The 14,161-nt window shown below is 38.3% G+C and carries 18 protein-coding genes; 14 read left to right on the top strand and 4 right to left on the bottom strand.

The features are described 5' to 3' along the window. Positions 1-466 precede the first annotated feature (466 nt). Positions 467-877, top strand: coding sequence for a hypothetical protein (locus QZ157_RS01745; RefSeq protein WP_295140999.1), 411 nt, complete (start codon positions 467-469; stop codon positions 875-877). Next, positions 852-2,483 carry a mobilization protein gene (locus QZ157_RS01740; protein WP_295140995.1) on the top strand — a complete coding sequence of 544 codons (1,632 nt, stop codon included), beginning with the start codon at positions 852-854 and terminating at the stop codon, positions 2,481-2,483. The genes QZ157_RS01745 and QZ157_RS01740 overlap by 26 nt, the downstream gene beginning before the upstream one ends. A gap of 15 nt (positions 2,484-2,498) precedes the next feature. Here the strand turns inward: QZ157_RS01740 and QZ157_RS01735 are convergent, their stop codons facing one another. Continuing rightward, positions 2,499-2,786: a virulence associated protein VapD gene (locus QZ157_RS01735; RefSeq protein WP_122874739.1), complete on the bottom strand. Its 288-nt coding sequence runs from the start codon at positions 2,784-2,786 to the stop codon at positions 2,499-2,501. A 448-nt stretch (positions 2,787-3,234) separates the two neighbouring features. Between QZ157_RS01735 and QZ157_RS01730 the strand changes: the two genes are divergently transcribed. From QZ157_RS01730 to QZ157_RS01680, 11 genes are all read left to right on the top strand, one after another. Next, positions 3,235-4,317, top strand: coding sequence for a replication initiation protein (locus tag QZ157_RS01730; RefSeq protein WP_169778822.1), 1,083 nt, complete (start codon positions 3,235-3,237; stop codon positions 4,315-4,317). A 176-nt stretch (positions 4,318-4,493) separates the two neighbouring features. After that, positions 4,494-5,075, top strand: a complete 582-nt coding sequence (locus QZ157_RS01725; protein ID WP_122874737.1) for a hypothetical protein — start codon at positions 4,494-4,496, stop codon at positions 5,073-5,075. Between the two features lie 37 nt (positions 5,076-5,112). After that, complete coding sequence (locus QZ157_RS01720; RefSeq protein ID WP_122874736.1) at positions 5,113-6,360, top strand: Cj0814 family flagellar-dependent secreted protein; 1,248 nt, start codon at positions 5,113-5,115, stop codon at positions 6,358-6,360. A gap of 25 nt (positions 6,361-6,385) precedes the next feature. Beyond that, the gene (locus QZ157_RS01715) at positions 6,386-7,240 is read left to right on the top strand and encodes a hypothetical protein (RefSeq protein WP_122874735.1); all 855 of its coding nucleotides are present in this window, start codon (positions 6,386-6,388) and stop codon (positions 7,238-7,240) included. Continuing rightward, a complete protein-coding gene (locus tag QZ157_RS01710) occupies positions 7,225-7,809 on the top strand; it encodes a cysteine peptidase family C39 domain-containing protein (RefSeq protein WP_169778818.1) in 585 nt (194 codons plus the stop codon). The genes QZ157_RS01715 and QZ157_RS01710 overlap by 16 nt, the downstream gene beginning before the upstream one ends. 426 nt (positions 7,810-8,235) lie before the next feature. After that, positions 8,236-8,799 carry a hypothetical protein gene (locus tag QZ157_RS01705; protein WP_169778817.1) on the top strand — a complete coding sequence of 188 codons (564 nt, stop codon included), beginning with the start codon at positions 8,236-8,238 and terminating at the stop codon, positions 8,797-8,799. Beyond that, the gene (locus tag QZ157_RS01700; RefSeq protein ID WP_169778816.1) at positions 8,799-9,071 is read left to right on the top strand and encodes a hypothetical protein; all 273 of its coding nucleotides are present in this window, start codon (positions 8,799-8,801) and stop codon (positions 9,069-9,071) included. The genes QZ157_RS01705 and QZ157_RS01700 overlap by 1 nt, the downstream gene beginning before the upstream one ends. Positions 9,072-9,103: 32 nt before the next feature. Continuing rightward, on the top strand, positions 9,104-9,313 hold the full coding sequence (locus QZ157_RS01695) for a hypothetical protein (RefSeq protein ID WP_295140985.1): 210 nt from the start codon (positions 9,104-9,106) through the stop codon (positions 9,311-9,313). Positions 9,314-9,354: 41 nt separating this feature from the next. Next, a complete protein-coding gene (locus QZ157_RS01690) occupies positions 9,355-9,552 on the top strand; it encodes a type II toxin-antitoxin system RelE/ParE family toxin (protein ID WP_295140982.1) in 198 nt (65 codons plus the stop codon). A gap of 462 nt (positions 9,553-10,014) precedes the next feature. Further along, positions 10,015-10,200: a hypothetical protein gene (locus QZ157_RS01685; protein ID WP_122874725.1), complete on the top strand. Its 186-nt coding sequence runs from the start codon at positions 10,015-10,017 to the stop codon at positions 10,198-10,200. A 513-nt stretch (positions 10,201-10,713) separates the two neighbouring features. Further along, a complete protein-coding gene (locus tag QZ157_RS01680) occupies positions 10,714-11,130 on the top strand; it encodes a hypothetical protein (RefSeq protein WP_122874724.1) in 417 nt (138 codons plus the stop codon). A 52-nt stretch (positions 11,131-11,182) separates the two neighbouring features. On the opposite strand, the gene QZ157_RS01675 is transcribed toward QZ157_RS01680, so the two are convergent. Both QZ157_RS01675 and QZ157_RS01670 read right to left on the bottom strand, forming a co-directional pair. Then, entirely contained in the window at positions 11,183-11,503 is a 321-nt protein-coding gene (locus QZ157_RS01675; RefSeq protein WP_295140975.1) for a hypothetical protein, read from the bottom strand. Between the two features lie 482 nt (positions 11,504-11,985). Next, on the bottom strand, positions 11,986-12,438 hold the full coding sequence (locus tag QZ157_RS01670; protein ID WP_295140973.1) for a DUF411 domain-containing protein: 453 nt from the start codon (positions 12,436-12,438) through the stop codon (positions 11,986-11,988). Positions 12,439-12,824: 386 nt separating this feature from the next. On the opposite strand from QZ157_RS01670, the gene QZ157_RS01665 reads away from it, so the two are divergent. Beyond that, on the top strand, positions 12,825-13,037 hold the full coding sequence (locus QZ157_RS01665) for a hypothetical protein (protein ID WP_295140971.1): 213 nt from the start codon (positions 12,825-12,827) through the stop codon (positions 13,035-13,037). 212 nt (positions 13,038-13,249) lie between these two features. On the opposite strand, the gene QZ157_RS01660 is transcribed toward QZ157_RS01665, so the two are convergent. Continuing rightward, positions 13,250-13,570, bottom strand: coding sequence for a hypothetical protein (locus QZ157_RS01660; RefSeq protein ID WP_295140969.1), 321 nt, complete (start codon positions 13,568-13,570; stop codon positions 13,250-13,252). Positions 13,571-14,161 lie beyond the last annotated feature (591 nt).

Genomic DNA, 14,161 nt, shown 5'->3' with positions numbered 1-14,161 from the left:
GAGCATAGCCCGACAACGACCATAGCTAAAACGATTTTTTTCATTGTTTTCCTTTTGATGAGATTAGCTTTTATTATATCAAACATCCCACCTATTTACAACCCTAACTTTTTGCGCTATAATTCTAAAAAATAGTTAAATATTTTATAGGGCGAGCATACCGCCCGTATATACGTAATGCTTTCGCATTTCGTATAACGTTCGGTGCTCGTAAGGGGGCAAATCCCCCTTAACCCCCTTAAGCGGCTCGCGCCGTAGCAATTGAGAGGTTTAAATTTGATCGATAACTCGTCCGTAGAAAATAAAATTTTATTTTGCTGCATATACGTTGTAGCGCTAGGTATCGTCTTTATGTTAGGCTGGCTGATCTTCTCTTCAGTCTTTTTTCTATTAGCCTGTTTGCTGGGAGTTATCATACCTTTATGGTTTTTAAGCGAAATTTTAAGTTGGATTAGAGGCAGGAGTAATGACTGACGATCAAAACAAAAGCTTTCCAAAAAGCAAAAAAAGAGCCGGAAAAACCAGAACCATCACAAAAATAATGCGTCTTACGCCGGAGGAGTGGAGTAAAATTCAAGAAAAAATGGATGAGAACGGTGGAGTAAATTTTACCAAATACGCCGTAAATTCGATGCTATCGCGATCCCTTACAAAAACGCCACTCACAAAAGAGCTAATCCTTGAGTTATCGCGCCAAGGTAATAACCTCAATCAAATCGCTACGAGGCTCAACAAGGGCGAAAGTCTTGACAAGGTAGGGTTAAGTATTATATCAAGGTCGTTTGAAGCCCTAAGGGGCATCTATAAGCTTCTAAACAGCAAACATCAAGACGAGCAAAAAGCAAAAAACGATGATAGTCAAATTTCTACCCAGTAAAAGCGGCGGCGGTATAGGTAGCGTTAATTACGTCCTCAACGAAAGAGTACAGCAGGGTACGGCAAAAATTTTAAAGGGCGACGAGGCTCAAACTAGGGCTATCATAAGCCAAATTTCAAAAAAACAAAAGGTATGCTTCGGAGTTTTAAGCTTTCAAGAAAGCGCCGCAAGGATATCAGACCAAACTAAGCTAGAGATAATGGCCGACTTTGAACGCACGCTGCTAGGCGACTTTATGAAAGAGCGCGTAAATATCTTGTGGGCGCAGCACGAAGACAAAGGCGGTAGGCTGGAGCTAAATTTCATCATCCCGAAAATAGACCTGGTCACGGGAACGAGCTTTAATCCGTTTTTCTACTCAAAACCCGACCTTACCAGAATCGATCTTTGGAAAAAAGCCGTAAATCTCGAATACGGCTTTAGCGATCCTGACGATCCTGGCAGAAAAAATACTATAAGCGCAAGCAAAAAAGACATTAAAAACTACGCAAACGTTGAAGCTTTGGATAAAACCTTACACGAGCTAGTAGAAGCTGGAATAATCAAAAGTAGGGATCAAATGCTAGAACTGCTACGCGATGAAAATATACAAATCAGCCGGGAGACTAAAAACTCGATCACTGTGATCCTGCCGGGCAGTACCAAAAAAAATAGACTTCAAGGAGGAATTTATGCAGATTTCAAAGACGCTAGAGAGCTTGAAGAGCGCGGCGCAGAAACAATCCGAAGAATACGTCAATATCATAACCGAGATATTCAATCAGAAATTCAACAATACCGAGACCAAATTAACGAACTTGTATCAAAGCGAGATGAATACAATATCGGAGAATTTGAACTCAAAACTAGAAAGCATCGAGCAAAAAGCAGAATCGACATTCAGCAAGATAGAAGACTCAGCCAAGCAGACCAATGCCTACAAATGGACGACCTTGGCTCTAACGGCGATATTATTCGCGCTGATCGGAGCAGGCTCGGGCATATGGATAACCTGGAGCAAAATAAACCCGGCGACGCAGTGGCAAATTCCGCAGGAAATGAGATACGTCGAGAGAACCAAGAGCAAAAAAGCGACCAATTATTTCCTCGAAATACCCAAAGAGAAAGTGCAAACGGATGGCAATATGGCTTACATACACATCAAAACGATCGAGGATTAAGCGATGATGACGGCATTAGAAGAGGAATTGATAACAGAAAACGAGAGATTGACGCAGCAAGTCAAGCAATTGCTCCTAGAGTTGAAACAAGAGCGAGACTACAGCAACGATCTAGCGATGAGGCTAAACGGCTGGAAAGCGACAGACGAAAAAGAAATCAACGAGCTGCTGCAGAACATCAAGAACGAATACGAGAGCGTTATAGACGACTTGACGAAGAAAATACAAAGCAATGGACAGAATATAGAGCTATTAGAAAAAGAGATGACACGATACGAAAACTATATCAAGACGCAAGAAGAGCAGTTGAACAACTATTCCAGCGAGCTAAATCAACTATTGGCAACCTTATCGAGCATGCAAAACGACTGATTCTCGAGCAAAAAGAGGAGCAAGACCGAGAAAAGCGCAAACGTAGCGGTAGCGGTATGGGGCTGAGCAGATAAATTTAGCCTTTTTATCTAGTTTCCCTTGACGATGTCGGTAAAGTCTGACCAGTCCTCGACCTTAAAAGCGCGTATATCTCGCACTGATTTTTTAAACCAATCGATCCCGGATAAACGATTAATGGCTTTATAGACCGTCGTTAAAGTGTTTTCCTTGGCTACGCTCATGTAAACGCTACCTTGAGTCCACTCAAACCCCAGAGCTTCCAATTCCTGCCTTATTTCGTCATATGCACGGTTATAAGGCTCCCCGTAAGTCTTTTTTAAGTCATCGATCTTTAAATCAAAAGCTATAGCATACATTTTTTGCTCCGTTTTTTAATGAATTATATCATATCCTCTAAAAAGAAGTAGCCTTGCGGCGCTTTAGCGCATGAGCAAGGCAAAACAGGGGGTAAGGGGGCGGTGCGCAGTGCGTAAGCACAAGCACGTACACACGCCCCGGTTCCGATTTGATTCTCTAATACGATCGAGCCAAAAAAATCGTAAAAAAATCTGTTGCGCTGAATTTGTTTATTGTAAATTTGTCTTGAATTTGTCGGTTGTTACCAGAGCCGTATTTTAGGGGGTTATAATGATATAAAACCGAGTTTTTTGATTTCAAAACCGAGTTTTTTGATTTCAAATTTAAGAGAAACCCGAGTTTTTTGATTTCAAATTTAAGAGAAACCCGAGAGAGATATTATTAACTCGGTTTTAAGCTTAGAATAGATAAAATTTCTATGTTTTAAGTTTGCTTTTAGGAATAAAAATGCCCGAACATGATGATATTGTAATCTTAGATAAGGGGTTTACTCGTAATCAATCAAGAACTAGCCCAGCGATAAGCACAGCTAGGGCAAAAATGAGTGCAAATGAGCTAAAGGCTTTTTATCAGATCAGCACACTTGTCAAGCAAGACGACACGGATTTTTTAATATACGAGATTTCATCTGATGATTTTGTAAAAAAGCTTGGTTTCAGTGAGACAAATGATAGCTATATCAAAGATCTATGCAGAGGGCTGCTTAAACAGATATTTGAGATCGAGCGACCTGACGGTACCTGGGAGGCATATAGCATTTTTAGCTCTTTTAAATTTAAACCAAAGGTGCGCACGATTACAGTCCGATTTAACGATGAGATGAAGCCTTTTTTGCTAGAATTAACCCAATACACAAAGATTCATCAGGTCGAATACATCAGGCAGTTTGAGAGTAAATATGCCATTAGAATTTATGCTCTGTTAAAAGACTATCGGCTGCTCTCTTATAGAGATATTGAGATCGAAGCACTTAAAAAAATGCTTGTTTTACCAAAAAGCTATAAAGATTTTACAGATATTAGTCGATTTGTATTAATGCCTGCTGTTAAAGAGATCAATGCCAAAAGCGATCTTGAAATTTATAGTATCGAACCGATCGAAAAACAAGGCAAGAAGATTGTCAGGATAAGGGTAAATTTTGGGAATAAGGCTGACAAACAGGCAAACCAGATAATGAAATATTTGGAGCAAAGATACAAAAGATCAGGTCAAGATCCTAGTGTCTTTTATGGTTTTTACTATTCCATATCTGATGAGCCTCGATCTAAGGGCGAAATTTTTAGGATCACAAAGATAGAAGCTGATAGCAGACCATATTTTACTGCTTTTAGTGAAAAGCAAACGTTGTTTGCGGTGCTAGGGAAAAAAGAATTTATGAAGCGGTTGCTTGGTGGAATTTATAAGGCTCTAATCTTTATGGCAGATACCGAAAAGAGGCAGTCTTTAGATTTAGATCAGTGGCAAAACGAGCAAGATAAGATCACACAGATGAAAAGGATCTTGGATAGCTGGGGAAAAGGGTTAAAATAAAATGGCTTATAAATCTAATTTAAAGATATATAATTTTAAGATCCAAATAATCGATATATTCGAGCTCTTAGGAATAAATTGAATACTGGTGTAATAATTGTTTATCAATAATGGTTAAATTTTTAAAAGAACATGTTATAATCCATTTTAATAACAATTCTTATAAAGGAGACACAATGTTAAAAGTTTTTAAAGTGGCGCTTCTAGGTGCTTTAGTAGCAACAGCTAGCTTGAATGCCGATGATTTCTTGTCTAAAGCTACGGGCGGGGCATTGAGTGATGTTGACTTTGGCATCAAAAAATTAGATGCCGCAGAAATGAATAGCATAAAAGGTGGATATTATGTATCTAGTGATTATTATGAGCTTATAAATATAAAATCTGGCTCTACCTCTCTTGTTCAGATAGGTAAACTGGTTAGGTTAAGTGATGAGGAGAGAAACAAAAAAGCACTAGGATATTATCAGAATGATAGTGCTGGAAGTGGTTATTGGGCAGAACAAAGATATAGGGAAGCTGTAAGCGTTGCGGATCCAAGCAAGGATGAATATCTAATGATAACAGCTACTAAGGTTACTAGGACAGGTGCTTTTGGTGTGCCTATCCCTACTTTTAGTCAGGGAGCCATCGTATTAGGTTTTGCAAACGGCACAGCATATAAACTACGCAATGCTGATTTATCAAGCTATATAGCCTCTGATGCAATGCGCTATGAGAAAAATAATCTCAATAGAGCATTGGTAGTAAACTACCGATAATTATAAAGCCCCGTTCGGGGCTTTAAAGGATTTAGTTATGAAGATATCAAATAGCACTCAAACCATTGTTTCAAATATTTCAGTTACTAAGAGTAAAATTCAAAACAGTGATATTGCCGATACTAATGATAGTGTTTTAGGCTACAAGGTTGATAAAGACGGCTACTTTATGAGCGAATTCAATAAAGATGCAGGCATACCAGATGACTATAAAATCCACTCGGACACTATAAAATCACTCGTTGGTGTAAGAACTAGACATGAATTCTCTCGTTCCTTTAAAAGTGTTGACATTGCAAAGACAGTTGGAAATGCCTATAAAGTCTTGACCCAGCTTGTAGATGAAAAGATATTGAACTCAAAAGAGAGCTTTACAACAGACGAGATCTCAAAATTTCCACAAGGCTACGAATACGATAAAAAGACACTAAGGATCACCAAAAAATACAATACTGCATCCGATTATTTTTCTGCAGAGCTTAGCTTTGACCCAAGAATAAACAAAGGTAGATCTTTGAGTAATACTTTTTACAATCGCTCTACTCGTGAGTATTACACCAATGGCAATAAACTAAAACCATCGACTGATATTTTTGATAACAACAATAATGGCAAAGAGACATTTACGCCTAATGGACTAAATTTCAATACTACACGAGACAAGTATACAAACAAAGATGGCTCCATTACAAAAGGAGGGCTTTTGGTTGGTATTTTAAATGAAAATTTGAGGACGACCGAAGGGGAAACGACATATGTAGGGATATTAAACGGATACAATAAAAATCTAGATGCCGATGAATACAATAAACAAATACAGCTTTGGCTTTTAAACCATGACCCTGATAGAGTTTCGGATGAAGAGTTTAATGCACTAAGTGAGCCAATGAAAGAATTTATAAAATTTCATCGTGCGCTTGATAATATAAATCAAAGAGCTAAAAATACATCTAAAAAAGAGGAAACTGACACTCCAAAAGATCCTTTACAAATTTTATTCGAGCAAATGGATAAAGACTTTAAAGAGATGCTTAAAAAGCTACAAGAAAGAGCCCAAAAAGCAAGACTCGAACAGCAAAAAGCTATGCAGCAAAATTTAGACGCGCAAACTATGAAAAGCGCAAACCAAACCTCAAAAGACGCGCTAAATGAAATGCTTGAATTTCTAAGTAAAATGTCAAAGCAACACGGCGTAAATTTAGACATAAACGAAGTAAAAACGGCGTTTATAAATTTAACTGACAGCTACAAATTTAATAATAAAACAATAAATATCAAAGCTTAAATTTCTATTTTATAAGGATATAATATTGAAGAAAGTATTAGTATTGCCAATTCTTGGTGCAAATTTTCTATTAGCTTCAGATCCAGTTACGATCGACAGTCTTTTTAAAGAACAAGTAGGTCTAAGAAGTATAACAACGCTATCGGTAATGAGCACAGGAAATTCAAATTCTTATGATATATACCCAAATATCAATATAACTGGGGATCCAGTCATATACAATGACACGAAGCAGCTATCCATAAATCAAACCCTCATTTATAAAATTACACCAAAATTCGACATATTAACTTCTTTTGGTGCGTACTATGCTAGAAAAGAATTTACAAATGTGAATACCTATCAATTTGATCATAAAGATGTAACGGATTTTAATTCATTATGGTTAGGCTTTATATACAAAGGCGATAGTATCGGTGATGTAGTACCGCAACTAAAATTTCAAACAGCTCTGCTTACAAGAGAAAGGGTGATCAATGAGAAAAAGAATTTTTACCTAAAATCTTACTCTTTTGAAGCTTCTTTACGAGGTTACTCTGATCCAGTTATATGGTCACTATATACTGGGTTTGGCTATAATAGTAGTAGGAAATTTAATATTGGCAAGATTGAAAACGGCAATACATTTAATATAGGCGGTAATATGTCTGTCGTGCTAAGTCCAAAGATAACTCTCGATCTAGGCGCAGAGCAAAGATACCAAACAGAGCAAAAAGTAAGAGGTAATAAAATCTCAAATGTTCGTTCAATTCCAACCTATAGCGTCGGTTCTACTTACAGCCTAAGCGATGATATGTCAATCTCCTTTTCAGCTAATCTTGGCGGATCTAGTGCAGCACCAGATAGTATTTTTAGCGTAAGTTTATGGAAAAAATTCTAAGGGCACTTTTTCCTTTCGTCTTTATTCCATTATTCCTTAATGCAGAATTTGCTGTTAAGTCATATCATGAATTTAGAAACGAAAATGTTATAAGGCAAAGCTATGAGCAGTCTTGTGGAGCTTCATCTTTGGCTACACTAATAAGCATGCTCGACATAAAACAACTTAGCGAGCTTGATGTGCTTGAAAAAATGTCAGAAAATAAAAATTCACTAAATACGGACATGGTAAGCTTTAAAGATCTAAAAGAAACATCAGCTAAGCTTGGATATGAGGCACAAGGTTATCGATTAGATAGAAATTTATTTGATAAGCTAAATATCCCAGTCCTTGTCAAGATTGAAAATGATCCACGTTTTCCTCACTTTGTGATAGCCATAAATCATCCAGGAGATTTTGTAACGATCATGGATCCTAGCTTTGGCGAATATGTAAGCTTAAAGAGTGATTTTTTTAAACTCTGGGATAGGCAGAGTAAAGGCGGATATGCTTTGATCCTTGCTTCAAATAGCGGTGTCCTAAAAGAACATAAGCTAAATTTACCAAGCAAGAATTTATTTCTAAAATAATTCTTAAAAATTTCTCCCTTAAAAAAGAAAATCCACAGCTAGTTAAAATTTAACTATCCATGACTAAGTATCAGTAAAACCTATTTGCTATTAGTCTTACTGCTAAATTTATATACTATTACAATCAGTCATCACTAAACAAGGGATGACCAGCAATTTTTAAACTCGTGAGCCTGCCATGGACCGAGTGCGGTTTAGCAATCAAAGGCAAGGGCGCTCCATTATCGCTGTAATTTGCCAGGATCTTTAAATCGCCAATGTAGATTTCTTGACACAGCTATAAAAAATCCAGATCTTTTTATAAGACTATTAATTACTTATCAACAACACGCCTACCATTAAGCTTATACTAAATAATAATATAATACTATATGTTGATAACATACAATATTATATTTATGTTATTAACATATAAAAGGTATAAGCATGATTTTAGCGGTTTTACAATTAAAAGGCGGAGTAGGAAAAACACCGCTGAGCTTTACTTTAGCAAAAGACCTGGGCTTAAATTGGCAAAGCAACGACGACTCGGTAGTGCCGCAGTTTTATAAAAAAGGCAAAATACTGGATCGATGTGAGATCGCACCCGATACGATCTACGACTTCGGTGGATTTGCTTCGGCCGGAGTATTCGATATCCTCAAGCGCTGCGATTTTATTATAGTGCCAATCACTCCAAACCCAAACGCAATCAAAAGAGCCGCAAGCACCGTATCTCAAATAAAACCGCTCGGCCGTAGAATTTTAGGGATTGTAACAGATGTATCATCTCAAAAAGAATTCGACGAAACTATCTCCGAAATTAAAAACGCAAAAATAGTATGTAATAAATTTTTCGTCCTAAAAAGCTCAAGAGCTTTTGAAAACGCTATAACTATGGGTAAAAGCTTTACCGAGCTTTATGATGAGAGCCCGCTATCAAAGAGGCAATACCGGTCTTTTATCGAAATGTATAATAAGATCATAGATTACATAAAGGAGAACGAATAATGGCCAAACTAAATTTAGACTTATCCGAAGCCGGACTAGAAATTTTAACCACGGCGGATTTTCAAGCTCAAGACGCGGCTAGTAAAGCAAAAAAAACGGGCGGTAGACCAAAAAGCGCAAACCCAGCAGATAAAAGAACCACGATGTTTCTATCCAGCGATGAAGTAGCTTTTTTAGACGAGATGGGCTATATAACCAGGACGAATAGAACACAATATTTAAGATCAATCATCAGAGAAAAAATGGCAACCATTAAAAACAGTGCGATATAATGACGATAAATACAAGGAGCACAAAATGACAAATGCAGTTATGCTTCAAGCTAAAAGACGGCTTTACGCTGACTAGCGATATTATCAACGCTATGAAGCAGCTATTTGGCGAAAAAATCAACGTAATAGAACTTGATGGCGATATGATCGAGGCACTTAGCGGCGAGATAAACCAGGCGGATGCTGCAAAACTAAAACGCACCGTTGAAAAACTTGATAATGGTGAACTCAAATTTTATTAAGAGAAAGAATTCTCGCAGCAGCTAGCCAAGCGAGGCTATCAGTGGTAATTAAATACACCGGCGAGTTTTTGGACGAATTAGGCGAAATCGCCGATTATATCGCTAGAGATAGTAAAGCAAGGGCAGATAGTTTTATACAAAATTTAAAAGCCCAAATCATAAAAATCCTGGATATGCCTTACTCCTGCCGCAAAAACAAGACTATCGACCGAGAAAAACATAAGGAATTTAATTTTTAAAGGCTATACCGTTACTTTTTCAATAAGTGATAATGCGATAGAAGTATTAGGGATCTATAAGCAAAATTTGACGCGCTTCTCCTAAAATGGCTTTGATAAAGATCGATCTTCATAGAAAGACGGCGGCCATTAGAAACCTTAAACCCCAAACCCCCTAAAATACGACATTTCACTCTTTAAGCTTTACCGGGTCTTGCCACCCATAAACCTTAAACTAAAAAATACCCCCTTCAAAAAACCCTAAAACAGGGCTTTTTAACTTAATAGTATTGAAAATAAACATTTTCATTAGCATTTAGCTATCGATCAAAGTCTGGATCTTGCATGGAAGGCTTCTTTTTAAGTGGATTTTGAATTTCCACCGTGCCTACAGTCGGGTTCTTTGGATTTTTTACTATTTGAGCATCAAAAGATAGGCCCTATTATACGGCTTATAGCGGAAAAGACGTAATATTCGCGGTTATGGGCAAAAAAGACTTTGCTGCGCGCCTAATAGGTGGAATTTACAACGCTCTGATCTTTACGGCCGAGAACGAAAAGAAAAATCAGCTCGATCTAGATCAGTGGCAAACCGCCCAAGACAACCTAGCTCAAATCAAAAAAATAGCTAAGGAATGGGAAGAGCAAGGCAATAGGATTAAATGCTAATATATATTAAATACCAGCATTATTATAAATAATAAGAGTTATCATTTTTTACTATACTACAATTCAAGAAAAACTAAGTAGATTTATATAAATTTTTAAGCCATCCTCTGCTATAATTCCCCCTGTAATTCGGATTTAAGGCTACTTAATACATTCAAGCAGCTCATAAGCCGCCAGTGGCGGACAAAGAGCAAAAAAATCAACAAAATAGTAACATTTTACGGGCGTTTTTAAAACGTGATATTTATCAATGTTTTTTAAACAAGAGATTTCAAGCTAGGGCGTATTATGCCCTTAAATTTCGAATTACACAAAAATTGTTTGAGTGAATAAAACCCCCTTTGTCCGAATTACAATAAACAAAAGGAGTTGTTAAGTGAAAAAAACAATTATAGCATTTTTAGTTGCGCTTTCAGTGATCCTCGCGGGTTGCAGCGCTTTATTTAGCGTTGGGCATAGCAATACCAACACTATAAACCAAACAAATCATAAAAAATAAAAAAGGATAGAAACATGTCAAGATTTCCAGGAATACCGGGACAACCACAACCAACACCAGGCGTTAATTATAACAGTCTTACGCTTGAGGACAAAGAAAAATACGTTATGATCATCTCTAGGCTACTAGGCTTACGAGCCGATGCTACGATAGAGCGTATTACTCCGGCGGTAGCCAAAAAGGTCGATGAGTTTCTCGACGAGGCTGCAAGATGCACCAAAAGGATCGAGAGAGTAAATAAAATTTTTATTGCGCTAGGTAGAGGCAATATTATGAAAGCCGCCAAAGAGCTTATAAAAATGTATATAGACAAGCTAGAGGATGATAAGGCAGACTATATTAACATAGCTTGCTACGTCATTTTAAAACGTAAATATGCCCAAGAGGTTCAGTATATCTTCTTTATGGAAGGGATTGGCGGTATATTTTAACCGCTTAGATAATAAAGCCTGATTTTGCAATCAGGCTTTATTTTTTAATTTTTTACTTCATCGTGCAAGCCACTTCATTTCCTAAATCGCAAGCCCTAGTATAAAATTTCTTAGCATTAGCCATATCGCCTTTTTTTTCATAGCTAAACCCGACCAACATGCAACCGTCGGCATTTTTTAAATTACAAGCTTTTTCATGAAATTCGGATCTTTTAGGGTGATTCTCATCCATTGAAAAATAAGCGTCAGATACTTTCAAGCAAGCCTGCGCATCGCCGCCGTCGCATTTTTTGATATTATCCTCCAGTTCCCCGGCACTCAAATTTAAAGAGCATAGCCCGACAACGACCATAGCTAAAACGATTTTTTTCATTGTTTTCCTTTGGGTTAAAATTTGTAGTTCGCATTATACCGACATAACGGCCGTTTTACAATCTTTACAGAGCTCGCGGCAAGTCGCGCGAAAAAAAATGAAACAAGAGTTAAATTTACGCGGGTCGCGGACATCCGAGTCGCTAAATTTGACGCCGTAAAAAAGAAGCAAAAAAGACGGCGTAAATTTTATAAATTCGGCATTGCAAATTTGCAAGCAATAGAAGCAGCACAAACCAGTCGTCAACGCCCGCCGCACCTGGAATAAGCTCGCACTCAAACCAGAGCGCATCAAACGCCGCCCATAAAAAAGCAAAATTTAAAAAACGAAAACGGCGAATTTTAGCAATCTCGCGCAAGGATAAAGCCAAGCAAAATGCGTGAAATCGGCGCCGTAAGATCGACGCCGCGAGTAAAATTTATGCGGAAAAAACTCGGCGCAAATGCGTAAAAATAGGCCAAATTTACGCCGATTTCGCTAAATTATTTTACCTTCTTGCCGTTTTTGTAGCTGGCGAAAATTTCGGTCGTGCCGTCTTTTTTAAACGCGATCACGTCGTAGTCTTCGACGATGTCGCCCTGCTCCATACCCGGACTTCCCAGCGGCATGCCCGGCACCGAGATACCCACGACGCCCTCTGGCTTAGCAGCCAAAAGCGCTTTTATCTCCTGCGCCGGTACGTGCCCCTCGATAGCGTAGCCGCCGACTATGCCGGTATGACAGCTGTATAGCTCCGCCGGCACGCCGTATTTATTTTTTGTTTCGATTATCTCGTTTGTTTTATGCTCGGTTACCTCAAAGCCGTTTTGCTTCATTACCTCGCCCCATTTGCCGCAGCAACCGCACTCGGGACTTTTATAAACCTCGATCGTCTCGCCTAGCGCGGCAGCCGCGATCGCAGAAAATAGCGCAAAGCCCAAAAAGATCTTTTTCATCCTTATCCTTTTATAAAAATTTCGGTGCATTTTAGCGTAATGTATATAAACAGTAAATCAAGTTTTTAAAAATCAAATATAAATGATTTCTCCCTAAACTTTAGCTCGGCTTTGAAATTTGGCCTAAAGCGGCCCTTGTCGCGTCGGCGGATAAAATCGCCTAAACGGCAAGCCCAGTGCATCGTTAGCGCAAAGCGTATCGTCATTTTGGGTGCTGTAAACTGCGCCGCCAAGCGTAAAAACGACGGGCGTCGGTCTAACCGCGCTGCAAGGCTACATGCGATTTTATGCAGATATTATTCGCTTGGCTTGGATTTTACGCAAAATCAAGCTAAATTTAACCGTCGCCATTGTATCATTAAAAATAAATTTGCAAAGGAGAAAAAATGGCACGGCTAGTTTTTATTTTGTTAATTCTAGGTTTAATCACGTGGTTTTATATGGGCGGAACGAATAAAACCGTGGCCGACTACAAGGGCATGAGTAGCGAGCAGCTAGAAACGCTGTGTCTAGAGAAAAAGGACAAAACCGCGTGCCAAAAATACGCGATAGACTTCGTAAATGGCGCCAAAGCAAACGGCGGCAAGCCGCAGTTTTAGGCTCTTTGGCGCGGATCTACTTGGTAAATTTGCCTGATTAAAGCTCAGGTTTTAATTTAACCAAACGAATACCCGTAAGCCAAATTTAGCGTCAAATGCGGCCCTAAATTTAAATGCTTGACGCAAATTTAGACTCCTAAATTCGGCGTATATTTTAACCGCTTAGATAATAAAAAGCCTGATTGCAAAATCAGGCTTTATTTTTTAATTTTTTACTTCATCGTGCAAGCTACTTGATCGCCCAGATCGCAAGATTTTGTATAAAATATTTTAGCATTCGCCATATCTCCACTTTTTTTGTATTTATATGCCAATAAAGTGCAAGCTTCGGCATTATTTAGATTGCAAGCTTTTCGAAAAAGTTCAATTTCTTTAGGATCGGTTTTGCCTGCAACATAGTATTTTTCAGCAGCTTTCAAACAAGCCTGCGCATCGCCGCCGTCGCATTTCTTGATATTATCCTCCAGCTCCCCGGCACTCAAATTTAAAGAGCATAGCATGGCAACGACCATAACTAAAACGATTTTTTTCATTGTTTTCCTTTTGATTGAAATTGGTTAATCATTATATTTTTATTTGCACTGTTTTACAAGTATCGTTTTTATAATAAATGCAAGATTTTGGGCAAATTTGCGCCAAACCTAAAAGCAGCGGTTTGGCCCAAAACGCGGACAAGGGCGCTAATCATGCCGCAAAATCAAAAATAAAAGAGAAAAATTTTGCGCCGCCGATAAAGATTTAGGCGGCGATTTTTGATTTAAAAGCATAGAAAAGCAAAGCCCGTTTCGCTAAAATTTAGCAAGCAAAACAGCAAAAATCGGAATAAATTTAAGATACTATCTTTATTTACGGCTCGCCGACGACGAGTTTTGCGCGTTTTTGCCGCTACAGGCGTTAGGATAAAAATGCGGCGCTATAAATTTACCTCCGATTGCGCCGCTAGCACCGAAATTTAGAAAACGCATTAACGCAAAATCGTCTGCGCCCTTAAAAAATCCTGTTTTAGGCGCCGTTAAATTTTACGGAAATTAGTCCAAAAATAGCAGCATATGCCCGCAGCGCGCGAGTAAATTTAAGAGCGTTGGTTTAATGCGTCAAATCCAAAGCGCTAACAAATCTGCGGC

This window comes from uncultured Campylobacter sp. (assembly GCF_905372745.1).
Classification (GTDB): domain Bacteria; phylum Campylobacterota; class Campylobacteria; order Campylobacterales; family Campylobacteraceae; genus Campylobacter_A.
The sequence above is the reverse complement of the archived record's forward strand: the minus strand, read 5'-3'. Positions and strand labels throughout refer to the sequence as shown.

Bases quoted from the DNA above. Each gene is read 5' to 3' on its own strand.
- QZ157_RS01745 (WP_295140999.1), top strand. From the start codon at position 467: ATGACTGACGATCAAAACAAAAGCTTTCCAAAAAGCAAAAAAAGAGCC.
- QZ157_RS01740 (WP_295140995.1), top strand. From the start codon at position 852: ATGATAGTCAAATTTCTACCCAGTAAAAGCGGCGGCGGTATAGGTAGC.
- QZ157_RS01735 (WP_122874739.1), bottom strand. From the start codon at position 2,786: ATGTATGCTATAGCTTTTGATTTAAAGATCGATGACTTAAAAAAGACT.
- QZ157_RS01730 (WP_169778822.1), top strand. From the start codon at position 3,235: ATGCCCGAACATGATGATATTGTAATCTTAGATAAGGGGTTTACTCGT.
- QZ157_RS01725 (WP_122874737.1), top strand. From the start codon at position 4,494: ATGTTAAAAGTTTTTAAAGTGGCGCTTCTAGGTGCTTTAGTAGCAACA.
- QZ157_RS01720 (WP_122874736.1), top strand. From the start codon at position 5,113: ATGAAGATATCAAATAGCACTCAAACCATTGTTTCAAATATTTCAGTT.
- QZ157_RS01710 (WP_169778818.1), top strand. From the start codon at position 7,225: ATGGAAAAAATTCTAAGGGCACTTTTTCCTTTCGTCTTTATTCCATTA.
- QZ157_RS01705 (WP_169778817.1), top strand. From the start codon at position 8,236: ATGATTTTAGCGGTTTTACAATTAAAAGGCGGAGTAGGAAAAACACCG.
- QZ157_RS01700 (WP_169778816.1), top strand. From the start codon at position 8,799: ATGGCCAAACTAAATTTAGACTTATCCGAAGCCGGACTAGAAATTTTA.
- QZ157_RS01695 (WP_295140985.1), top strand. From the start codon at position 9,104: ATGCAGTTATGCTTCAAGCTAAAAGACGGCTTTACGCTGACTAGCGAT.
- QZ157_RS01685 (WP_122874725.1), top strand. From the start codon at position 10,015: ATGGGCAAAAAAGACTTTGCTGCGCGCCTAATAGGTGGAATTTACAAC.
- QZ157_RS01680 (WP_122874724.1), top strand. From the start codon at position 10,714: ATGTCAAGATTTCCAGGAATACCGGGACAACCACAACCAACACCAGGC.
- QZ157_RS01675 (WP_295140975.1), bottom strand. From the start codon at position 11,503: ATGAAAAAAATCGTTTTAGCTATGGTCGTTGTCGGGCTATGCTCTTTA.
- QZ157_RS01670 (WP_295140973.1), bottom strand. From the start codon at position 12,438: ATGAAAAAGATCTTTTTGGGCTTTGCGCTATTTTCTGCGATCGCGGCT.
- QZ157_RS01665 (WP_295140971.1), top strand. From the start codon at position 12,825: ATGGCACGGCTAGTTTTTATTTTGTTAATTCTAGGTTTAATCACGTGG.
- QZ157_RS01660 (WP_295140969.1), bottom strand. From the start codon at position 13,570: ATGAAAAAAATCGTTTTAGTTATGGTCGTTGCCATGCTATGCTCTTTA.